The organism is Streptomyces sp. NBC_00090 (assembly GCF_045160815.1).
GTDB lineage: Bacteria > Actinomycetota > Actinomycetes > Streptomycetales > Streptomycetaceae > Streptomyces.
This window is the reverse complement of record NZ_CP108224.1, coordinates 4,999,232-5,017,111: the sequence shown is the minus strand read 5'-3', so window position 1 is coordinate 5,017,111 and position 17,880 is coordinate 4,999,232. Positions and strand designations below refer to the sequence as shown.

Annotated in this window: 14 protein-coding genes and 1 riboswitch; of the genes, 7 read left to right on the top strand and 7 right to left on the bottom strand. The window is 72.2% G+C overall.

Going from position 1 to position 17,880, the window contains the following annotated elements; genetic code table 11:
* Positions 1 to 23: 23 nt before the first annotated feature.
* The gene (gene murQ, locus OG361_RS22460) at positions 24 to 1,016 is read left to right on the top strand and encodes an N-acetylmuramic acid 6-phosphate etherase (protein WP_405856151.1); all 993 of its coding nucleotides are present in this window, start codon (positions 24 to 26) and stop codon (positions 1,014 to 1,016) included.
* A gap of 263 nt (positions 1,017 to 1,279) precedes the next feature.
* On the opposite strand, the gene OG361_RS22455 is transcribed toward murQ, so the two are convergent.
* Positions 1,280 to 2,812 carry an alpha/beta hydrolase gene (locus OG361_RS22455; protein WP_405856149.1) on the bottom strand — a complete coding sequence of 511 codons (1,533 nt, stop codon included), beginning with the start codon at positions 2,810 to 2,812 and terminating at the stop codon, positions 1,280 to 1,282.
* A gap of 226 nt (positions 2,813 to 3,038) precedes the next feature.
* On the opposite strand from OG361_RS22455, the gene OG361_RS22450 reads away from it, so the two are divergent.
* Positions 3,039 to 3,971 (top strand): aldo/keto reductase, encoded by a 933-nt coding sequence (locus OG361_RS22450; protein WP_405856147.1) that lies wholly within the window; start codon positions 3,039 to 3,041, stop codon positions 3,969 to 3,971.
* 56 nt (positions 3,972 to 4,027) lie between these two features.
* Positions 4,028 to 4,756: a transporter substrate-binding domain-containing protein gene (locus OG361_RS22445; protein WP_405856145.1), complete on the top strand. Its 729-nt coding sequence runs from the start codon at positions 4,028 to 4,030 to the stop codon at positions 4,754 to 4,756.
* 91 nt (positions 4,757 to 4,847) lie between these two features.
* On the opposite strand, the gene OG361_RS22440 is transcribed toward OG361_RS22445, so the two are convergent.
* Complete coding sequence (locus tag OG361_RS22440) at positions 4,848 to 7,994, bottom strand: FG-GAP-like repeat-containing protein (RefSeq protein ID WP_405856143.1); 3,147 nt, start codon at positions 7,992 to 7,994, stop codon at positions 4,848 to 4,850.
* A gap of 375 nt (positions 7,995 to 8,369) precedes the next feature.
* Here OG361_RS22440 and OG361_RS22435 point away from each other — a divergent pair, with 375 nt between their 5' ends.
* Both OG361_RS22435 and OG361_RS22430 read left to right on the top strand, forming a co-directional pair.
* Positions 8,370 to 9,134, top strand: a complete 765-nt coding sequence (locus tag OG361_RS22435; protein WP_405856141.1) for a class I SAM-dependent methyltransferase — start codon at positions 8,370 to 8,372, stop codon at positions 9,132 to 9,134.
* 84 nt (positions 9,135 to 9,218) lie between these two features.
* Positions 9,219 to 9,539, top strand: a complete 321-nt coding sequence (locus tag OG361_RS22430) for a deoxyxylulose-5-phosphate synthase (RefSeq protein ID WP_405856139.1) — start codon at positions 9,219 to 9,221, stop codon at positions 9,537 to 9,539.
* A 54-nt stretch (positions 9,540 to 9,593) separates the two neighbouring features.
* On the opposite strand, the gene OG361_RS22425 is transcribed toward OG361_RS22430, so the two are convergent.
* The 5 genes from OG361_RS22425 to thrC all read right to left on the bottom strand — a co-directional run bounded on the left by OG361_RS22425 (position 9,594) and on the right by thrC (position 14,539).
* Positions 9,594 to 10,064 carry an SRPBCC domain-containing protein gene (locus OG361_RS22425; protein WP_405856137.1) on the bottom strand — a complete coding sequence of 157 codons (471 nt, stop codon included), beginning with the start codon at positions 10,062 to 10,064 and terminating at the stop codon, positions 9,594 to 9,596.
* A 169-nt stretch (positions 10,065 to 10,233) separates the two neighbouring features.
* Positions 10,234 to 11,862, bottom strand: a complete 1,629-nt coding sequence (gene groL, locus OG361_RS22420) for a chaperonin GroEL (protein ID WP_017238234.1) — start codon at positions 11,860 to 11,862, stop codon at positions 10,234 to 10,236.
* A gap of 475 nt (positions 11,863 to 12,337) precedes the next feature.
* Positions 12,338 to 12,541 (bottom strand): cold-shock protein, encoded by a 204-nt coding sequence (locus OG361_RS22415; RefSeq protein WP_015035246.1) that lies wholly within the window; start codon positions 12,539 to 12,541, stop codon positions 12,338 to 12,340.
* Positions 12,542 to 12,936: 395 nt separating this feature from the next.
* Positions 12,937 to 13,215 (bottom strand): MoaD/ThiS family protein, encoded by a 279-nt coding sequence (locus tag OG361_RS22410; protein ID WP_015035244.1) that lies wholly within the window; start codon positions 13,213 to 13,215, stop codon positions 12,937 to 12,939.
* Between the two features lie 13 nt (positions 13,216 to 13,228).
* Positions 13,229 to 14,539, bottom strand: coding sequence for a threonine synthase (thrC, locus tag OG361_RS22405; protein ID WP_384572811.1), 1,311 nt, complete (start codon positions 14,537 to 14,539; stop codon positions 13,229 to 13,231).
* A riboswitch (SAM riboswitch) is annotated at positions 14,533 to 14,728 on the bottom strand. Its footprint overlaps the gene before it by 7 nt.
* Positions 14,729 to 14,876: 148 nt before the next feature.
* Between thrC and OG361_RS22400 the strand changes: the two genes are divergently transcribed.
* Positions 14,877 to 15,899 (top strand): glucosyl-3-phosphoglycerate synthase, encoded by a 1,023-nt coding sequence (locus tag OG361_RS22400; protein ID WP_405856133.1) that lies wholly within the window; start codon positions 14,877 to 14,879, stop codon positions 15,897 to 15,899.
* A gap of 38 nt (positions 15,900 to 15,937) precedes the next feature.
* Positions 15,938 to 17,791 carry a hypothetical protein gene (locus tag OG361_RS22395; protein WP_405856131.1) on the top strand — a complete coding sequence of 618 codons (1,854 nt, stop codon included), beginning with the start codon at positions 15,938 to 15,940 and terminating at the stop codon, positions 17,789 to 17,791.
* Positions 17,792 to 17,880 lie beyond the last annotated feature (89 nt).

The following is a 17,880-nucleotide window of genomic DNA, read 5'->3' as shown; positions in this document are numbered from 1 at the left end:
TCCACGCACCGAAAGAGCCGCACATGTCCACTTCCGCCACCTCCGGCACGTCCGCCACCTCCGGCACGTCCGCCACGTCGGCGGCCTCCGCCACGTACTCCGAGCTCCGCGCCCAGCTGGCCACCCTCACCACCGAGGCGTTCCGTCCCGAGCTCGCCGAGATCGACCGGCTCCCGACCCTGGAGATCGCCCGGACCATGAACGGCGAGGACCAGACCGTCCCCGCCGCCGTCGCCCGGCAGCTGCCCGCCATCGCCGCCGCGATCGACGCCACCGCCGAGCGCATGGCCCGCGGCGGCCGGCTGATCTACCTGGGCGCCGGCACCGCCGGCCGGCTCGGCGTCCTCGACGCCAGCGAGTGCCCGCCCACCTTCAACACCGACCCCTCCCAGGTCGTCGGGCTGATCGCGGGCGGCCCCTCGGCCATGGTCAAGGCCGTCGAAGGCGCCGAGGACTCCAAGGAGCTCGCGGTGGAGGACCTCACCGCGCTCGGGCTCACCGCCGACGACACCGTGGTCGGCGTCTCCGCCTCCGGCCGCACCCCGTACGCCGTCGGCGCCGTCGAGCACGCCCGCGCGCACGGCGCGCTGACCATCGGGCTCTCCTGCAACGCGGACAGCGCGCTCGCCGCCGCCGCCGAGCACGGCATCGAGGTCGTCCCCGGCCCCGAGCTCCTCACCGGCTCCACCCGGCTCAAGGCCGGCACCGCCCAGAAGCTCGTCCTCAACATGATCTCGACGATCACGATGATCCGCCTCGGCAAGACCTACGGGAACCTGATGGTCGACGTCCGCGCCTCCAACGAGAAGCTCCAGGCCCGCTCGCGGCGGATCGTCGCCCTGGCCACCGGCGCGCCGGACGAGCAGATCGAGTCCGCCCTCGCGGCCGCCGACGGCGAGGTGAAGAACGCGATCCTCATGATCCTCGCCGACGTCGACGCCCCCACGGCCGCCCGCCGGCTCACCGTCTCCCAGGGTCACCTGCGTGCGGCGCTGCACGCGACGACCACCACCTGACCCGGCGCGACCCGACCGCCGCCGGGATCTCCCCCACCCCCGCACAGCAAGGCCGTACCAGATCGTCCTCGGCCCCGGCACGGTCGCCCGGGTGACCCCCGAGATCGAGGCCCCGGTGGCGGCGGGCGGCGCCACCCCGACGCCGCAGACCCCGACCTCCGAGCCGGAACCGGCGAAGGTCTGACATCGGACAGCACTACCCCACGGCGGTACGGAAGGACCCGGGCGGCGACAGCCACCCGGGCCCTCCCCCCTTCCCCCCGTCACCGGCAGAGGACGTCCTCCGACGGCCGCACGCCCTCGGTCAGGTAGCGGGTCACAGCCGCGTCCCCGCACGCGTTCCCGTTGCCCAGGTAGACCCCGTGCCCGCCGTGGTCGACCGAGACGAGCCGCGCCCGGTCACCGAGCGCCGCCCGCATCCGCAGCCCCTTGGAGTGCGGGGTCGACGGGTCCCGCAGGTTCTGGATCATCAGGATGTTCGACGGCCCCCGGTCGGTGATGCGGACCGGCTTCTCCACGGCCCCGCCCTTCCAGAAGGAGCAGGGCGTGATGTTCGCCGGCATCCCCGCCGTCAGCGGGTACCGCACCCGGTCGGCCGCGACGGCCCGCTCGTACGCCGGCACGGACGCGGGCCAGTCCACGTCGTTGCAGATCACGCCCACGGTGACGGCCGCCGCGTCGTCCGGCATCGCGCCGGCCAGCTCGCGCGGCAGGACCGGCTCACCCTCCGGGTCGAGCGCCTCCGTCACCAGCTGCGCGAAGGCCGGGAAGAACCCGTCGGAGTAGAGAGCGAGCTGGAACGCCTGGAGCAGCATGGACCCCGTCAGCGGGGGCCCGGGCGTCATGGGCGCCCCCGGCGCTCCGGGCACCACCGAGGCGTGCGGCTCCCGGTCGAGCCGGGCCGCCAGATCCATGAGCACTCCCCGTACGTCCTCGGGCCGCTCCGCGAGCCGCAGCCCCTCGTCGGCGCGGTCCGGGTGCGCCGCCCAGGCCGCGAAGTCCGGGAGCCGGTCCTCGGCGCCCCGCGCCATGCCCTCCAGCCAGCCCCGGGCCACCCGCTTCGGGTCCGGGTCGTTGCTGCTGTCCAGGACCCAGCGGTCGGTCCGGTGCGGGTACTTCTCCGCGTACGCGGCCGCCACGTACGTCCCGTACGACACGCTCCACGCCGACAGCTTCCGCTCGCCGAGCGCCTGCCGCAGCCGCTCCAGGTCCCGCACCTGGTTGGCCGTCGTCAGACCGCGCAGCATCGCACCGCCGTTGCGGGCACAGGCCTCCGCGACCCGCTTCGACCGGGCCACGTTCTCCTCGATCCCGCCGTCCGCACCGGGCCAGGACCGCAGCGTCATCATCCACCGGTCGTCCTCGGCGAGCCCGCACCGCGCCTTGTCGGAGCCGCCGATCCCCCGCGGGTCGAAGGCCACGAGGTCGTACGCCCCGTCCATCTCCTCCGCCAGGGCGGCACCCTTCTGCGCCAGCCGCTGGACCCCGGAGCTGCCGGGCCCGCCCGGAATCACCATCAGGGTCCCGCGGCGCGCCTCGGGCCGCGTGCTGGGCAGCCGGGAGACGGCCAGCCGGATCTGCTCCCCGTCGGGGTCGGCGTAGTCCAGGGGTACGGAGAGCGTGGCGCACCGCTGCCCGGGCAGCGGCCGCACGGTCGGGGCGCAGTCGCCCCACGTCAGCCCGGTCGCGGCCTCGGCGGCAGCGGCGGTGGCACCGCCTCCGGTGAGGGCGGCCCCCGCGACGGCGGCGGCGGAGAGGGCGAGGAGGAGGGCCTTGCGACCGCGGTTCGTTGTCATGCGCACAGCCTCGCGGAACGGCCCCGCGGCCCCCATCCGGCAGACCGGCGGGTCCGGGGTGGGGCCAACCCCCGGGCGTTCGGGTCCGGTTGACCCGAGGCATGAGCGCGCACGAGGCATACGGGGCCGGCCCACCCGGACTCGGGTTCCAGGACGGCGAAGGCCGCCCGACGGCGGGACGGTAACCCGCTGGCGCCGATGCCGCCGCCAGGAGATCATCCCCGCCATGACCACCACCACCAGCTCGACCACCACGCCCCACGCCTCCGCCTCCGGCACCTGGACCCTCGGCGGTGAACTCACCGTCAACCGGGTCGGGTTCGGTGCCATGCGACTGCCCCAGCGCGGCGCGGCCCTCGTCGAGAACGCCGTACCCAGGGACCGCGACAGCGCGATCGCCGTCCTGCGCAGGGCCGTCGAGCTCGGGGTGAACCACATCGACACGGCGGCCTTCTACTTCTCGCCGCTCCGCTCCGCGAACGAGCTGATCAACAGCGCCCTGGGCGGCCCGTACCCCGACGACCTCGTCATCACCACCAAGGTCGGCCCCGGCCGCGACCCCTCCGGCGCCTGGAGCGAGCACGCCCGCACCCCCGCCGCGCTGCGCGCGCAGGTCGAGGAGAACCTGCGTCAGCTCGGCCGCGACCACCTCGACGTCGTCAACCTCCGTGTCCTCGGCACGGATTCGATCGCCGAACGCTTCGGCGCCCTCGCCGAGCTCCGCGAGGCCGGCCTCATCCGCCACCTCGGCCTCTCCAACATCACCCCGGCCCACCTCGCCGAGGCCCGGGCCATCGCCCCCGTCGTCTGCGTGCAGAACATGTACGGGATCGGGGTCCGCCCCGAGTACGAGGACTTCGTCCGGCTCTGCGGGGAGCAGGGCGTCGCCTTCGTCCCCTTCTACGCGATCGCCGCCGCCGGCCGCGAGACCGGCGCGACCGCCCCCGAGAGCCCCGAGGTCCTCGCCGTCGCGGAGGCCCACGGCGCGAGCGCCGCCCAGGTCCGTATCGCCTGGACCCTCCACCAGGGCCCCCACCTGCTCGCCATCCCCGGCACCGGCGACCCCGCCCACCTCGCCGCCAACGTCGACGCGGGCGCCCTCCGCCTCACCCCCGAGGACCTGACCCTCCTGAACGACCTGCACCGGACCACCACCTGAGGCATCGTTTCCCCGGCGATTCGGACCGCGGCCCCGCCCTCCTGGACTCCCCACCCATGACGACCACGCCTGACCACCCCGCGCACATCGCCGCCGACCTGGCCCCCACCGGCACCCTGCGCGCCTCCGTCAACCTCGGGAACCCCGTCCTCGCCCAGGGCACCCCCGACGCCCCCACCGGGATCACGGTGGACCTGGCACGGGAGCTGGGGGCGCGCCTCGGTCTGCCCGTCGAGCTGCTCTGCTTCGACGCGGCGCGGAAGTCGTTCGAGGCGATGGCGGACGGGCGGGCCGACCTCTGCTTCCTGGCCGTCGATCCGGCGCGCGAGAAGGAGGTCGCGTTCACGGCTCCGTACGCCGTCATCGAGGGCGTGTACGCGGTGCCGCGCGCTTCGGCCCTCACCACCGTCGAGGAGGTGGACGCCCCCGGCGTCCGGATCGGCGTCAAGCAGGGCTCGGCGTACGACCTGTTCCTCTCCCGCTCCCTCGCGCACGCGACCGTCGTGCGCGGCGAGGAGGGCGTCGACGTCTTCCGCGCCGAGGGCCTGGAGGCGGGCGCGGGAATCCGGCAGCCGATGGCCGCGTACGCCGCCGCGCACCCGGACGCCGTACGGCTGATCGAGGGGCGGTTCATGGAGATCCGGCAGGCGGTCGGGACGACCGTCGACCGCCTCCCGGAGACCGTCGCGTTCCTCCGCGACACGGTCGAGGAGCTGAAGGCGAACGGCTTCGTCGCGGACGCGCTGCGACGCGCGGGCCAGGACCCGGCGCTGCTGGCGCCGTAGCGCGGAACGGCCTCCGGGAACGCGAAGGGCCCGGCCGTGCGGCCGGGCCCTCGGAGCGGATCGCTCAGGAATCAGGGATCAGGAGTGACGGTCAGTACAGGCCCTTGAAGCCGTTCCAGCCGCCGGAGCCGATCAGCACGCGGGGGGCGTAGAGGCCGGTGCCGGTGCCCTTGTAGCCGTAGAGCCTGCCCGCCGTGTCACGGGCGAGGAGGTCCGCGCGCCCGTCACCGGACAGGTCGCCGACGCCGACCAGGGAGGAGTAACCGCCCCATCCGCCGCCGACCTTGACGCGGGCCGTCACGCCGCCGGTGGCCGTGCCGTAGTAGCGCCACAGCACGCCCGAGGCGTCGACGCCGAGCAGGTCGCCGCGGCCGTCGCCGTTGAGGTCACCCGCGCCGACGATCTTCTTGTACAGCTTCCAGTTCGTGCCGATCCGGACCCGGGCCTTGACCCGGTGGTCCGCCGTGCCCGCGTAGAAGTAGACGTCACCACTGGACGCCTCGCGGGCGATCAGGTCGGCGTACCCGTCGCCGTTGACGTCGCCGGAGGACGTCAGGACGTCGTACGGGCTCCAGCCGGCGCCGACGAGCGTGTACGGGGAGGAGGCGGAAAGCACCTTGTCGCAGCCGGGCCGGTAGGCCCGCAGCTGGTCCCCTACGCGTGCGTACACGTCGGCGCAGCGGTCGCCGTTCAGGTCGCCCGTGGGGACGAACACCGAGGTCGTCGGGAACTTCGCGCCCGTGCCGGCGATCTTCGCCGAGACCGTGCCCGTACCGGTCCCCCGGTACATCGAGACCAGGCCGGCCGTGTCCATCACCAGCAGGTCGCCGAAGCCGTCGCTCCCGGCGAGGTCACGCCGGACGGCGGCCGCACCGGACACCGGGACGGTCCCGGTCACCGACAGGTCGGCACCCTGTCCGTCCACGGCCTTCGCGGTCAGCGTCCAGGTGTACGCGCCGTTGGCGACGAACCGCCCCGCGGCGTCCTTCCCGTCCCACGAGGGGGCGACGAGGCCCCGGGCCTCACCCCCGGTCAGCGTCCGGACGACCTTGCCGGTCGCCTTGTGCTTGAGCGAGAGGGACCAGGAGGCGGCGGGCTTGGAGAGCCACCAGCGGGGCTTCCAGGAGGCGGACATGAGGTTGGCCGCGGGGGTGTCGGAGTCGATGGCGGTCAGCCGGCTGGTGACGCCACCGAGGCCGACGACGCGGACCGCCTCCCAGGGGTCGATGAACGCGACGCCACCGCCGAAGCGGTCGACCGTCCACCCCTGACCGTCGTAGTCGAGCCGGTCGTACGCGAGCCCGCCGACCAGTCGCTCCTCCGCCTCACCGGAACGGACGTCCTCCACGTAGAGCGAGTCGGTCATCCCGCTGGCGGGGAAGGCGAGGAAGCCGTCGCCGAGACGCGGCGTGCTGGAGCGGGGGATCCGGGACCAGACCGGAGTCTTCGTCTCGCGGTCGTACACCAGCACCGCGCCCGGGTCCGAGGCACACCGCCGGTAGATCCACTTGCCGACGACCTCGAGTCCGGTGAACGGGCAGCTCGTCCCGAGATCGGCGGTCTCGACGGTCGCGCCCGTGCGCACGTCGACCGCGGAGAGCGTGCCGCCCGTCGCGGCCGCCGTCCACAGCCGTCCGCCCCACAGCGCCTGCTGAAGGTTGGTGGACTCCCTGAGCACCGCGCCCGTCTCGATGTCCGCGACCATCGAACGCGTCACGGAGCCCGCTTCGGCGCGGAAGTGCACGTAGCGGCCGGAGACCCCGACGAGACGTCCCAGGTCGAGCGGAGCCGTGTACCGGATCAGGACGCTGCGCGTGCCGCCTCCCGTACCCGGTGTGGTCGTGTGCACCGTGACGGCGCAGTCCGAGCAGGCCGGCTGACCGCCGGAGGCCGGACGGTTCACCTGCTCCAGGGTGATCAGACGGCCGTCGCCCGTCTCCGCCCACCAGCGTCCGGATCCGAAAAGGGAGGACGCAATGAGCGACGGGCAGTTCACGGCGGCAGCGAGGGAGGCACAGTTCCACGCGGGCGTCGCCGCATGCGTGCCGGTCAGGGACAGGCTGTACCCCTGGAGCTTCGGCTCGCTCCCCTCGGTCTCGCTCTCCGTCACGACCCTGCCGTGGGACAGCGTGAGGCCGGCCCGCGTGGGCAGCTGATCGGCGGCCACGGACACCTGCGTGGTGACCGGCGCGCCGTCGGCGCCCGGGGAGACCCGCCGCACGCCCCACGGGCTGGAGGCGGTGTCGCCGAACACGTACAGCGCACCGTCCGGGCCGGTCGCGAACGACGCCCCGGCCAGGACGGTGACGCCGAGGTCACGCGGTGTCCCGCCCGCGACCGGCGCGACGCGCAGCTGCGCGAGGCCGTAGTCGTAGCCGTCATCGGACGGGGGGAGCCCGTCGCGGCTGACGATCCAGTCACCGACGACGGCGAGCAGACCGTCCGCGGCGGACCCGTCCTCCGACAGCCGCACGGTCCGGCCGGGAGCGCCGAGGTCCGTACGGGAGAGGACGAACGCCTGGTCCGTGTCCGGCTCGCCGTACAGGACGATCCGGTCGGCACTGAGAGCGGCGGCGCGCGCCGCCGGGGCGAACGGCAGCGCGGGCAGCGGGGTGACGGTGCCGGTGGCGAAGTCGAGGAGCACGGTGACCGGGGCCTCGCCGACGAGGTAGCTGAGGACCGCGCCCGTCTCGTCCTGAGCGAGGACCGACGGCTCCGAGGCGGCACCGGTCAGAAAGACCTCCCGGTCGGCCGGGGCGTCCTCGCCGTAGCCGAGGAAGTGCAGGGTGACGCCCCCGTCCCCGGGCTCGGACCGCACCAGGTGGCCGCCGCTGACGAGGGGCAGCCACGTGGTGCCGAGGTCCGCGGTCCGGGAGGAGGTGACACCGGTCGTGAAGTCATGGACGACGGCCTCCTCGGTGTAGGGGTCGACGCAGACGAACACGTCGCCGAAGGAGAACGGCTCATCCGCGTCACAGCCCGGCGCGTGGGCGATCCGCCCGTCGCTCAGGCTCTGCCAGCGGGCGTGCCCGCCGTAGGACAGCTGGACACCGGCACCGGCTCCCAGAACGGCCGCCGCGGGCGGTGTCCTGTCGGGCAGCGCATCGATCGTCACCTCGTACGGCGCGTCGGACGCGGCCGGGGCCGCGAGTGCGGGTGCGGGTGCTGTGGTGGCCGTCAGGCCGGTGATGCCAAGGGCCGCGCTCAGCGCGAGCGCGACGGCTCTTCGGACGGACAAGTACGTGTGTCCCCTCGTACGGGCGTGAAGCGTGAAAGCGGGAGCGACACGGGAGGGTGGCACGACGGGCAGGCAGGACAGGGCGGAGTGGACCGCGCGGACCTGGGGCCGGCGGGACCCCCCCTGTCGGCAGCCGGATCGTACATTCACGCGATTCGACTGCGCCAGAAACATCTGTCGGCGGGGCCCGGGAAGGCCTCTTCCCGGGCCTGGGAGCGGGCTCGGACGGGCCCACGCACGGGGCCCGCCCCCCGGCGCCCGCACCCCCGCCCGTGGGCCGCCCAGGGCCCGTACAGCCACTCCGCACACCACCTTTGACCTGGGCTTTTACCTCTCTTCCCCCTACCCTGGAGATCGACTCGGAGGGGGATCCCGATGGACCTGAACAACCGTGACATCCGTACCGTCGACGACGTGCTGCGCCTGCTCGACGGGCTGTTCGCGCCCGGCGCCGACCGGTGGACGGAGGGCGGAGCCGACTGGTGGGACGGGTTCTACGCCGACCGCGACAAGCCGGTGCCGTTCTTCGTCGCGAAGCCGGACGAGAACCTGGTGTCGTACGTCGAGCGGGGACTGCTCCCGGCCGGCGGCGGGCGGGCCCTCGACCTCGGCTGCGGGCCCGGGCGGAACGCCCTGTACCTCGCGTCGCTCGGCTACGAGGTGGACGCCGTCGACCTCTCCGCCACCGCGATCGGCTGGGCGCAGGAGCGGGCCGCCGAGGCCTCCGCAAAGGGCGCGCGGGACGTGCGGTTCGTGTGCGGCGACGCCTTCGCCGGCGCCCTGGACACCGCGCTCGACGGCGGCCCGTACGACCTCGTCTACGACTCCGGCTGCTTCCACCACCTGCCCCCGCACCGCCGCGTCAGCTACCTCGCCCTCCTGGACCGCGCCCTCGCGCCCGGCGGGCACTTCGCGCTCACCGCGTTCGCGGCCGGGGAGGGCGGCATGGGCTCGGAGCTGCCGGACGCCGACTTCTACCGGCAGGGCAGGCTGGACGGCGGACTCGCCTACACCGACGGCGAGTTGCGCGCGCTCTTCGCCGACCTGACGGAGATCGACCTCCGCCGGATGCGCGACGAGCCCGCCGGATCGCCGAGCTTCGGCGAACCCTTCCTCTGGACGGCCCTCTTCCGCCGCTGAGCCGCCGGGGGGCGGGCATGGCTCGGAACCGGGGGCGCCGGAAACCCCGTGGAGCCCCCGCCCCCGCGCCCCTACCCTGGCCCCATGGGCCATGCCAAGACCTCGTACGTCTGCCTGCCGTGCCGGGCCTCGTACAAGCAGCCGTACGACCGTGACCGTGAGCGGCGCTGCCCGCGCTGCGCGCGCACGCTCATCCACGTGGGATCGGCCTTCGCACCGCCCCGCCGCCGGGACACCTCGGCCTGGCGGGTGCTCTCGACCCTCCTCCACGCGGGCGTCCGCTTCCACAAGAGCTGCTGCGGCGGGCCGGGTTACCGGCCCCGGACCCTCTCCGAGCTGAAGGCGGACACGGCCGACGCCCGCGCCCGCGGCCTGGCGTTCCACAAGTATTCGGGCACCACCTGAGGCCCACCTGACACCCACCCGACACCCGCCTGAGCCCCGCCCGCGGCCCCGTCCTCACATCGACCGCAGATGCTCCGCCAGCCGGTCGTACTGCTCCCGCACCCCCGTCTCCATGCCCGCCGCCAGCGCCTGGTCCCTGATCTCGTTCGAGGGCCAGAGCGAGGTGCTGGTCAGGGCCGTGCCGCCGTCGGGGGTCGCGTCGAAGGTGAGGGTGACCCGGACCGGGTCGGCGTCCGGCATCTGCTCGAAGACCTCCGTGTAGTCGAGCCGTTCGGCCGGGACGACCTCCTCGTACGTACCGGAGAAGACGATCTCCTGGCCGCCCGGGGCGGTCTGGCCCCAGCGCCAGGCGCCGCCCACCCGCAGGTCGATGTCGACGACCGTCGTGGTCAGCCCCCAGACCCCGTACCACTCACGCACGTGCTCGGGGCGCGTCCACGCCGCCCAGAGCATGCCCGGCGGGGCGTCGAAGGTCCGGGTGATGACCAGCTCGCGATCGGCCGGCGTCGTCAGCAGCGTGACCATGGTCCGTTCCCTTCACGAAGGGCCCATTCCAGGATCGCCCCGCCTCTCCCCCACGTCACCTCCGGCGGAGACGCCCGAGGGCGGCACCCCCCTGATGGGGAGTGCCGCCCTCGGTCTGCTCTTCGCGTTCGGCTTGCGCGTTCAGCGATGAACCACCGATCCCGGAGGATCAGAAGTCCATGTCACCGCCCGGCATGCCGCCGCCGGCCGGCGCGGACGCCTTCTCCGGCTTGTCGGCGATGACGGCCTCGGTGGTGAGGAACAGCGCGGCGATCGACGCGGCGTTCTGCAGCGCGGAGCGCGTGACCTTCGCCGGGTCGATGATGCCCTCGGCGATGAGGTCGACGTACTCGTTGGTCGCGGCGTTGAGGCCGTGGCCGACGGGCAGGTTGCGGACCTTCTCCGCCACGACGCCGCCCTCGAGGCCGGCGTTGACCGCGATCTGCTTCAGCGGGGCCTCGAGGGCCAGCTTCACGATGTTCGCGCCCGTGGCCTCGTCGCCCGACAGGTCGGCCTCGAGCTTCTCGAAGACCGAGGAGGCCTGGAGCAGAGCCACGCCGCCACCGGCGACGATGCCCTCCTCGACGGCCGCCTTCGCGTTGCGAACGGCGTCCTCGATGCGGTGCTTGCGCTCCTTGAGCTCGACCTCGGTCGCGGCACCGGCCTTGATGACCGCAACACCGCCGGCGAGCTTCGCCAGGCGCTCCTGCAGCTTCTCGCGGTCGTAGTCGCTGTCCGAGTTCTCGATCTCGGCGCGGATCTGGTTCACGCGACCGGCGACCTGCTCGCTGTCACCGGCACCGTCGACGATGGTGGTCTCGTCCTTGGTGATGACGACCTTGCGGGCGCGGCCCAGCAGGTCGAGGCCCGCGTTCTCCAGCTTGAGGCCGACCTCCTCGGAGATGACCGTGCCGCCGGTGAGGATGGCGATGTCGTTCAGCATGGCCTTGCGACGGTCGCCGAAGCCCGGAGCCTTGACCGCGACGGACTTGAAGGTGCCGCGGATCTTGTTGACGACCAGGGTCGACAGGGCCTCGCCCTCGACGTCCTCGGCGATGATCAGCAGCGGCTTGCCCGACTGCATGACCTTCTCCAGGAGCGGGAGCAGGTCCTTCACGGAGGAGATCTTGGAGTTGACGATCAGGAGGTACGGGTCGTCGAGCGACGACTCCATGCGCTCCATGTCGGTGGCGAAGTACGCCGAGATGTAGCCCTTGTCGAAGCGCATACCCTCGGTGAGCTCCAGCTCCAGACCGAAGGTCTGGGACTCCTCGACGGTGATGACGCCTTCCTTGCCGACCTTGTCCATCGCCTCGGCGATGAGCTCGCCGATCTGGGTGTCGGCGGCGGAGATGGAGGCCGTGGAAGCGATCTGCTCCTTGGTCTCGACATCCTTCGCCTGCTCGAGCAGGGCGCCGGAGACGGCCTCGACGGCCTTCTCGATACCGCGCTTGAGGGCCATCGGGTTGGCACCGGCGGCGACGTTGCGGAGGCCCTCGCGGACGAGCGCCTGGGCGAGGACGGTGGCGGTGGTCGTACCGTCGCCGGCGACGTCGTCCGTCTTCTTGGCGACTTCCTTGACCAGCTCGGCGCCGATCTTCTCGTACGGGTCCTCGAGCTCGATCTCCTTGGCGATGGAGACACCATCGTTGGTGATCGTGGGGGCGCCCCACTTCTTCTCGAGGACGACGTTGCGACCCTTGGGGCCGAGGGTGACCTTGACGGCGTCAGCGAGCTGGTTCATGCCGCGCTCGAGACCGCGCCGGGCCTCCTCGTCGAACGCGATGATCTTGGCCATGTGAAGTGGTCCTCCCGGACATGGGGTGGATAACGCTCCAGGACCGCGCCGACGCCCGCGACGGACGGCCTCCGATACTCCGCGTGGTTCCTTGCCCCACCCGGCCGGCGGCCTCGTCTGCCCGATCCTCGTAGCACTCTCACCTTCCGAGTGCTAACGCCAATGATTAGCACTCGCCCTAGGAGAGTGCAAGCGACTCTCGACGATCGGGACGTACCAAGAGAGGTCGTCGGGGCGCGGCGGGAGGGGTCATGGGGACGTGGAGGGAGGGGACATGGGGGCGTGACGGGAGGGAGCATGGGGGCGCGGCGGGAGCGGTCACGGGGGCGTGGCGGGAGTAGTCATGGGGGCGCGGCGGGAGTAGTCATGGGGGCGCGGCGCGGCGGCAGTGGTCCGGGAACACGCGAGGGGCCCGCTTCCCCTCAGGGATGCGGGCCCCTCGACGGCGTTGCGTCGGTGGCCGATCGCGCCGCGCTCAGACGGCGAGCTTGACCATGTCCGCCTGCGGACCCTTCTGGCCCTGCGAAATCTCGAACTCGACCCGCTGCCCCTCTTCGAGGCTGCGGTAGCCATCCATCTGGATCGCGCTGTAGTGGACGAAAACATCCGCACCACCGTCGACCGCGATGAAGCCGTAGCCCTTCTCCGCGTTGAACCACTTGACGGTGCCCTGAGCCATGCCTAACTCCCCTATTACTGGCCCTTGCGCGGGACCGCACTTCGCGGACCCGGGTCAGACCCTGCGCCGGAACGCGTCGACCGCCGCTGAATGTATCTGCCCAACTGCCCTCTGCAACAGGTCATTCGAGCGAGAATTCTGGGCACGGCAGAAAGGGGAATTAGGGGGAATCCCTTGAATTACGGGGCAAGTCGGGCCCGGCAAAACGCGCAGATCGTACACAACGCGCACGCACTTTGGCTGCTTCCTGACGCGCAGGGGCGCATTCTCATATGCGCCCGGCATGAGCAGCGGAGGGGACTTCCCCAACTCTACCCCGCTCAACCATACAGAATTGCCCCTTCCGCTTTATGGCGCGGAAGGGGCAATTCAAGAAAGACGGGACAGACAACGACTCAGCAGCCGCCTGCGACCGCCGGGATGATCGAGACGCCCGCGCCGGCCGGGGTGGCCGTCTCCAGACCCTGCTCAAAGCGCACGTCGTCGTCGTTCACGTAGACGTTGACGAAGCGGCGCAGCTTGCCCTGGTCGTCCAGGACGCGGGCGGCGATACCCGTGTGGTTCTTCTCCAGGTCCGCGATGACCTCGGCGAGGGTCGCGCCCTCGGCCTGGACCTCGGACCGACCGCCCGTGTAGGTGCGGAGGATGGTGGGGATGCGGACGTTCACGGCCATGTCTTCGTACCTCTCAGAGGGCCAGGCCCGCGTCGCGGAACGCGTCCAGGCTCGGGCGGATGGTGGCGGTCGCCTGCGAGCTCTCGGCCACGGCGTCCAGGGTCTTGAGGCCGTCGCCGGTGTTCAGCACGACGGTGGTGAGGTTCGGGTCGATCAGACCCGCCTCGACGAGCTTCTTCGTGACGCCGACGGTCACGCCGCCCGCGGTCTCGGCGAAGATGCCCTCGGTCTGGGCGAGCAGCTTGATCGCGTCCACGACCTGCTCGTCGTTCACGTCCTCCACGGCGCCGCCGGTGCGGCGGGCGATGTCGAGGACGTACGGGCCGTCGGCCGGGTTGCCGATGGCGAGCGACTTGGCGATCGTGTTCGGCTTCTGCGGGCGGACCACGTCGTGGCCGGCCTTGAAGGCGGCGGAGACGGGGGAGCAGCCCTCGGCCTGCGCGCCGAAGATCTTGTACGGCTTGTCCTCGACGAGGCCCAGCTTGATGAGCTCCTGCAGACCCTTGTCGATCTTGGTGAGCTGCGAGCCGGAGGCGATCGGGATGACGAGCTGGTCGGGGATGACCCAGCCGAGCTGCTCGCAGATCTCGTACGCGAGCGTCTTGGAGCCCTCGCCGTAGTACGGGCGGAGGTTGACGTTGACGAAGCCCCAGCCCTCGCCGAGCGGGTCGCCGATGAGCTCCGAGCAGAAGCGGTTGACGTCGTCGTAGTTGCCCTCGATGCCGACGAGGTCACCGCCGTAGACGGCGGCCATGACGACCTTGCCCTGCTCCAGGTCGTGCGGGATGAAGACGCAGGAGCGGAAGCCGGCGCGGGCGGCGGCGGCGCCGACGGCGCCGGCCAGGTTGCCGGTGGAGGAGCAGGAGAGCGTGGTGAAGCCGAAGGCGCGGGCGGCCTCGAGGGCCTGCGCGACGACCCGGTCCTTGAAGGAGTGGGTCGGGTTGCCCGAGTCGTCCTTGACGAAGAGCTTGCCGGGGGCGACCCCGAGCTCGCGGGCGAGGTTGTCGGCCTGGACGAGCTTGGTCCAGCCCGGGTTCAGGTTCGGCTTCTCGGCGACGTCGGCGGGGACGGGCAGCAGAGGGGCGTAGCGCCAGATGTTGGCGGGGCCGGCCTCGATCTGCTTGCGCAGCGCCTCGGGGTCACCGGTGGGGAGGTCGTACGCGACTTCGAGCGGTCCGAAACAGAGTTCGCAGGCGAAGATCGGACCGAGGGCGAACACTTCACCGCATTCGCGACAGGAAAGCCCTGAAGCGGGACCGAGGTCGACGGTGGTGGCAGAGGCGACAGTCTGTGCAGCCATGGAGGCGAGGCCCTTTCTCCTCATCTTTCCCATGACGAACTTTTCGTCATGAGACGGATTTGGCACCTTCCCTAGCCGGGAGCCTCGCGCAAAAAAGCTGTGCCCGTCAGGGCTCCACCAGGGGTGGTGGCCGGGAGACGGGTGGGCGAGTAACCGACTGGAGGGTTGCCGGGGCTTCAACGGGCCGTTTCCCTCTGCCCCTCTGGATGAGCGGTATTCGATTGTGAAGCGCGCTGGACTTCGTTCCTGCGCTCCGACGCGGGCGGCACCCCGACGTGCATCGGGCATCCGCGTTGTTCAAGACTGTAACCGAAGGCCCTGGCGCTTGGACGGGCCGTCCGTACCGCGAGATGGAGATCACGTGCTGGAAGAGGTGGAGCGCTGGCTGGACCGGCGGTCCTGGTCCGTGGCTGACCGGCCGATGGAGCGGATCCTCGCCGCCAAGCGAAACACGAGGGTCAGCGTCGTGCTGCCTGCGCTGAACGAGGAGGCGACGGTCGGGGACATCGTCGCCGTGATCCGCCGCGAACTCATGACCGAGGCGGTGCCCCTCGTCGACGAGCTGGTCGTCATCGACTCGGGCTCCACCGACCGTACGGCGGAGGTCGCCGCGGCCGCCGGGGCCCGGGTGGTCGCGCGGGACGCGATACTCCCGCGGATACCGGCCGTCCCCGGCAAGGGCGAGGTCCTGTGGCGGTCGCTCATGGTGACGAGCGGGGACGTCGTGTGCTTCGTCGACGCGGACCTGCGGGACTTCTCGGCGGACTTCGTGACGGGGATCGTGGGCCCGCTGCTCACCGATCCCGGGATCGACTTCGTCAAGGCGACGTACGACCGCCCCTTCGGAACTGCGTCCGATCAGCTCGCCTCCGGCACTGCGTCCGACCAGCTCGCCTCCGGCACTGCGTCCGACCAGCTCGCCTCCGGCAAGACGCCCGGTCAGGGCGGTCGGGTGACGGAGCTGGTGGCACGCCCCCTGCTCAACCTGCACTGGCCGCAGCTGGCCGGCTTCGTCCAGCCGCTGGGCGGCGAGTACGCGGCGCGGCGCTCCCTCCTCGAACGGCTGCCCTTCCCCGTCGGTTACGGAGTGGAGCTGGGGCTGCTCGTCGACGCCCTGCACACCGTCGGCCTGGACGCGCTCGCCCAGGTGGACGTGGGCGTGCGCAAGCACCGGCACCAGGACGAGCGGGCGTTGGGCCGGATGGCGGCGGCGATCTACCGGACGGCGCAGCTGCGGCTCTCGCGCGGGCACCTCGTACGGCCGCGGCTGACCCAGTTCGAGCGGGGCGAGGAGGGGTTCGTCCCGCGGACGTACGAGGTGGACACGGAGGAGCGGCCGCCGATGCTCGACATCACGGAGTACGCGCGCCGCCGCGTGGCGTAACGCCCACTGATGATCCGTTTTGCCTACATTGCCCTTTTATGCGCTTCAGACAACAACACCAGGGCCGGGGGCGACGGCTGGGCGGAGTGGCGGCGGTCATCGGCCTCGCGGCGGCCTCGCTCGCGGTCTCGGTGGCCGGCCCGGCCGCGGCGGACGTCGTCGAGCCCTTCGGCAAGCGGTACGACGAATCGCTCTACGGCGACTTCACGACGCTCGGCAACACGGTCATGGGCTGCCCCACCGCCCCGGCGGACATGGCCGCGCGCTGCGCGACCGCGGCGAGCGGCCAGGGCTCCGACAACAACAACACCTTCGTGATGCGGCGGCTCGACGCCGCCGGCCTGGCGGCGGGCCCGGCCGGCGCGGTGCCCGACTTCGGCTCCAGCACCGGCCACGTCAGGATCCCGGCGGGCGCCGAGGTCGCCTACGCCCGGCTGTTCTGGGGCGGCAACGACGGCACGTACAAGGGGCCGGGCGGGGCGCAGCTCCAGCGCTGCGACAGCTCCGGCGCCGACACCGTCGCCTCGCCCGGCGACCCGGCGACGACCGCCCCGGTGATCAAGGTCGGGACGGGGCCCGCGACCCCGGTCTCGATCGACAGCCTGGTCGCCGACCCGTCCGACACCAACGGCCCGCACTACTACACGGGCGAGTCGGACGTGACCGCCGCCTTCGCGGGCGTCTCGGGGACGGACGCGCAGGTGGCGGTGGGCAACATCTGGGCGCCGAACGGCAAGGGCTGCGTGGCGGGCTGGTCCCTGACCGTCGTCCACAGGTTCCCCGGCCCCGACCCGGTCCGCGCCCCGGAGCGGCGGAACGTGTACGTCTACGGCGGCCACGTCCTCCAGCGCTCGACCTCCCCCGCCACCACGATCACCGTCGACGGCTTCCACCGGAGCGGCGGCACGGCACGGGCGAGCGTCACCGCGTACGAGGGCGACCGGGGCACGCCGGGCGACAGGTTCCTCGTCGACGGCAGGAACGTCACCGAGCCGCACACCGGCAGCACCCGGAACTTCCTGGTCAGCGCGAGCGACGGCGCCGTCTCCCCGAAGTGGGAGAACAACCTGAGCATCGACGCCGTGGCCTTCGACCTCCCGCCCGGCGCGATCCCGCCGGGCGCGACCTCGGCCGATCTGACCTTCTCCACGAGCGGAGACACCTACGTGCCGTCGGCGCTCGCCTTCTCCGTGCCGGTGCCCGACCTGGAGATCACCAAGACGGCGAGCCCGCGCACGGTGAAGCCGGGCGGCACCCTCACGTACACGATCACCGCCAAGAACATCAGCACGCTCGACTACCCGAACGCCAAGTTCGGCGACGACCTGACCGGGAACCTCGACGACGCCGACTACAACGGCGACGTGCGGACGGACCTCGGCACGGTGTCGTACACGAAGCCGAGGATCGGGTACGTCGGGAACATCCCCGCCGGGAAGACGGCGACCGTCACGTACTCGGTGAAGATCAAGGACCCGGCGACCGGGGACGGCAGGCTCCGCAACAGCGTCGAGGTGGAGACCCCCCGCTCCAACTGCGGCGACGGCAGCGCGGACCCGGCCTGCGCGGCGGCCCCGGTGATCGACAGGCCGAAGCCGAGCCCGTCGCCGACGCCGGTGGATCCGACGGAGCCTCCGAAGCCGACGGCCTCCGAGCCCGTGGACCCGTCGGAGCCCGCCTCCCCGTCCCCCTCGGCCTCGGCCTCCGCCTCGGCGAGCGCGTCCTCCCCGGTCCCCCCGGCCCCGGCCCCGGGACCCCACGGGCAGGACGGCTCGATGGCCGAGACGGGCAGCAACGGTGAGCGGCTGTGGCTGCTCGGCGCGCTCGGCGTGGCACTCGCGGCGACGGGCCTGGTGGCGAAGGCCGCGATGCGCGGCCGACGCGACCTCTGACCCCGCCGCCCCCCACCGATCCCCTGACGGGCCGATCCGACGACCACGCACCGTGGCCGGATCGGCCCGTCTCGTATACGTACGTTTGA

Bases quoted from the DNA above. Each gene is read 5' to 3' on its own strand.
- murQ (WP_405856151.1), top strand. From the start codon at position 24: ATGTCCACTTCCGCCACCTCCGGCACGTCCGCCACCTCCGGCACGTCC.
- OG361_RS22455 (WP_405856149.1), bottom strand. From the start codon at position 2,812: ATGACAACGAACCGCGGTCGCAAGGCCCTCCTCCTCGCCCTCTCCGCC.
- OG361_RS22450 (WP_405856147.1), top strand. From the start codon at position 3,039: ATGACCACCACCACCAGCTCGACCACCACGCCCCACGCCTCCGCCTCC.
- OG361_RS22445 (WP_405856145.1), top strand. From the start codon at position 4,028: ATGACGACCACGCCTGACCACCCCGCGCACATCGCCGCCGACCTGGCC.
- OG361_RS22435 (WP_405856141.1), top strand. From the start codon at position 8,370: ATGGACCTGAACAACCGTGACATCCGTACCGTCGACGACGTGCTGCGC.
- OG361_RS22430 (WP_405856139.1), top strand. From the start codon at position 9,219: ATGGGCCATGCCAAGACCTCGTACGTCTGCCTGCCGTGCCGGGCCTCG.
- OG361_RS22425 (WP_405856137.1), bottom strand. From the start codon at position 10,064: ATGGTCACGCTGCTGACGACGCCGGCCGATCGCGAGCTGGTCATCACC.
- groL (WP_017238234.1), bottom strand. From the start codon at position 11,862: ATGGCCAAGATCATCGCGTTCGACGAGGAGGCCCGGCGCGGTCTCGAG.
- OG361_RS22415 (WP_015035246.1), bottom strand. From the start codon at position 12,541: ATGGCTCAGGGCACCGTCAAGTGGTTCAACGCGGAGAAGGGCTACGGC.
- OG361_RS22410 (WP_015035244.1), bottom strand. From the start codon at position 13,215: ATGGCCGTGAACGTCCGCATCCCCACCATCCTCCGCACCTACACGGGC.
- thrC (WP_384572811.1), bottom strand. From the start codon at position 14,539: ATGAGGAGAAAGGGCCTCGCCTCCATGGCTGCACAGACTGTCGCCTCT.
- OG361_RS22395 (WP_405856131.1), top strand. From the start codon at position 15,938: ATGCGCTTCAGACAACAACACCAGGGCCGGGGGCGACGGCTGGGCGGA.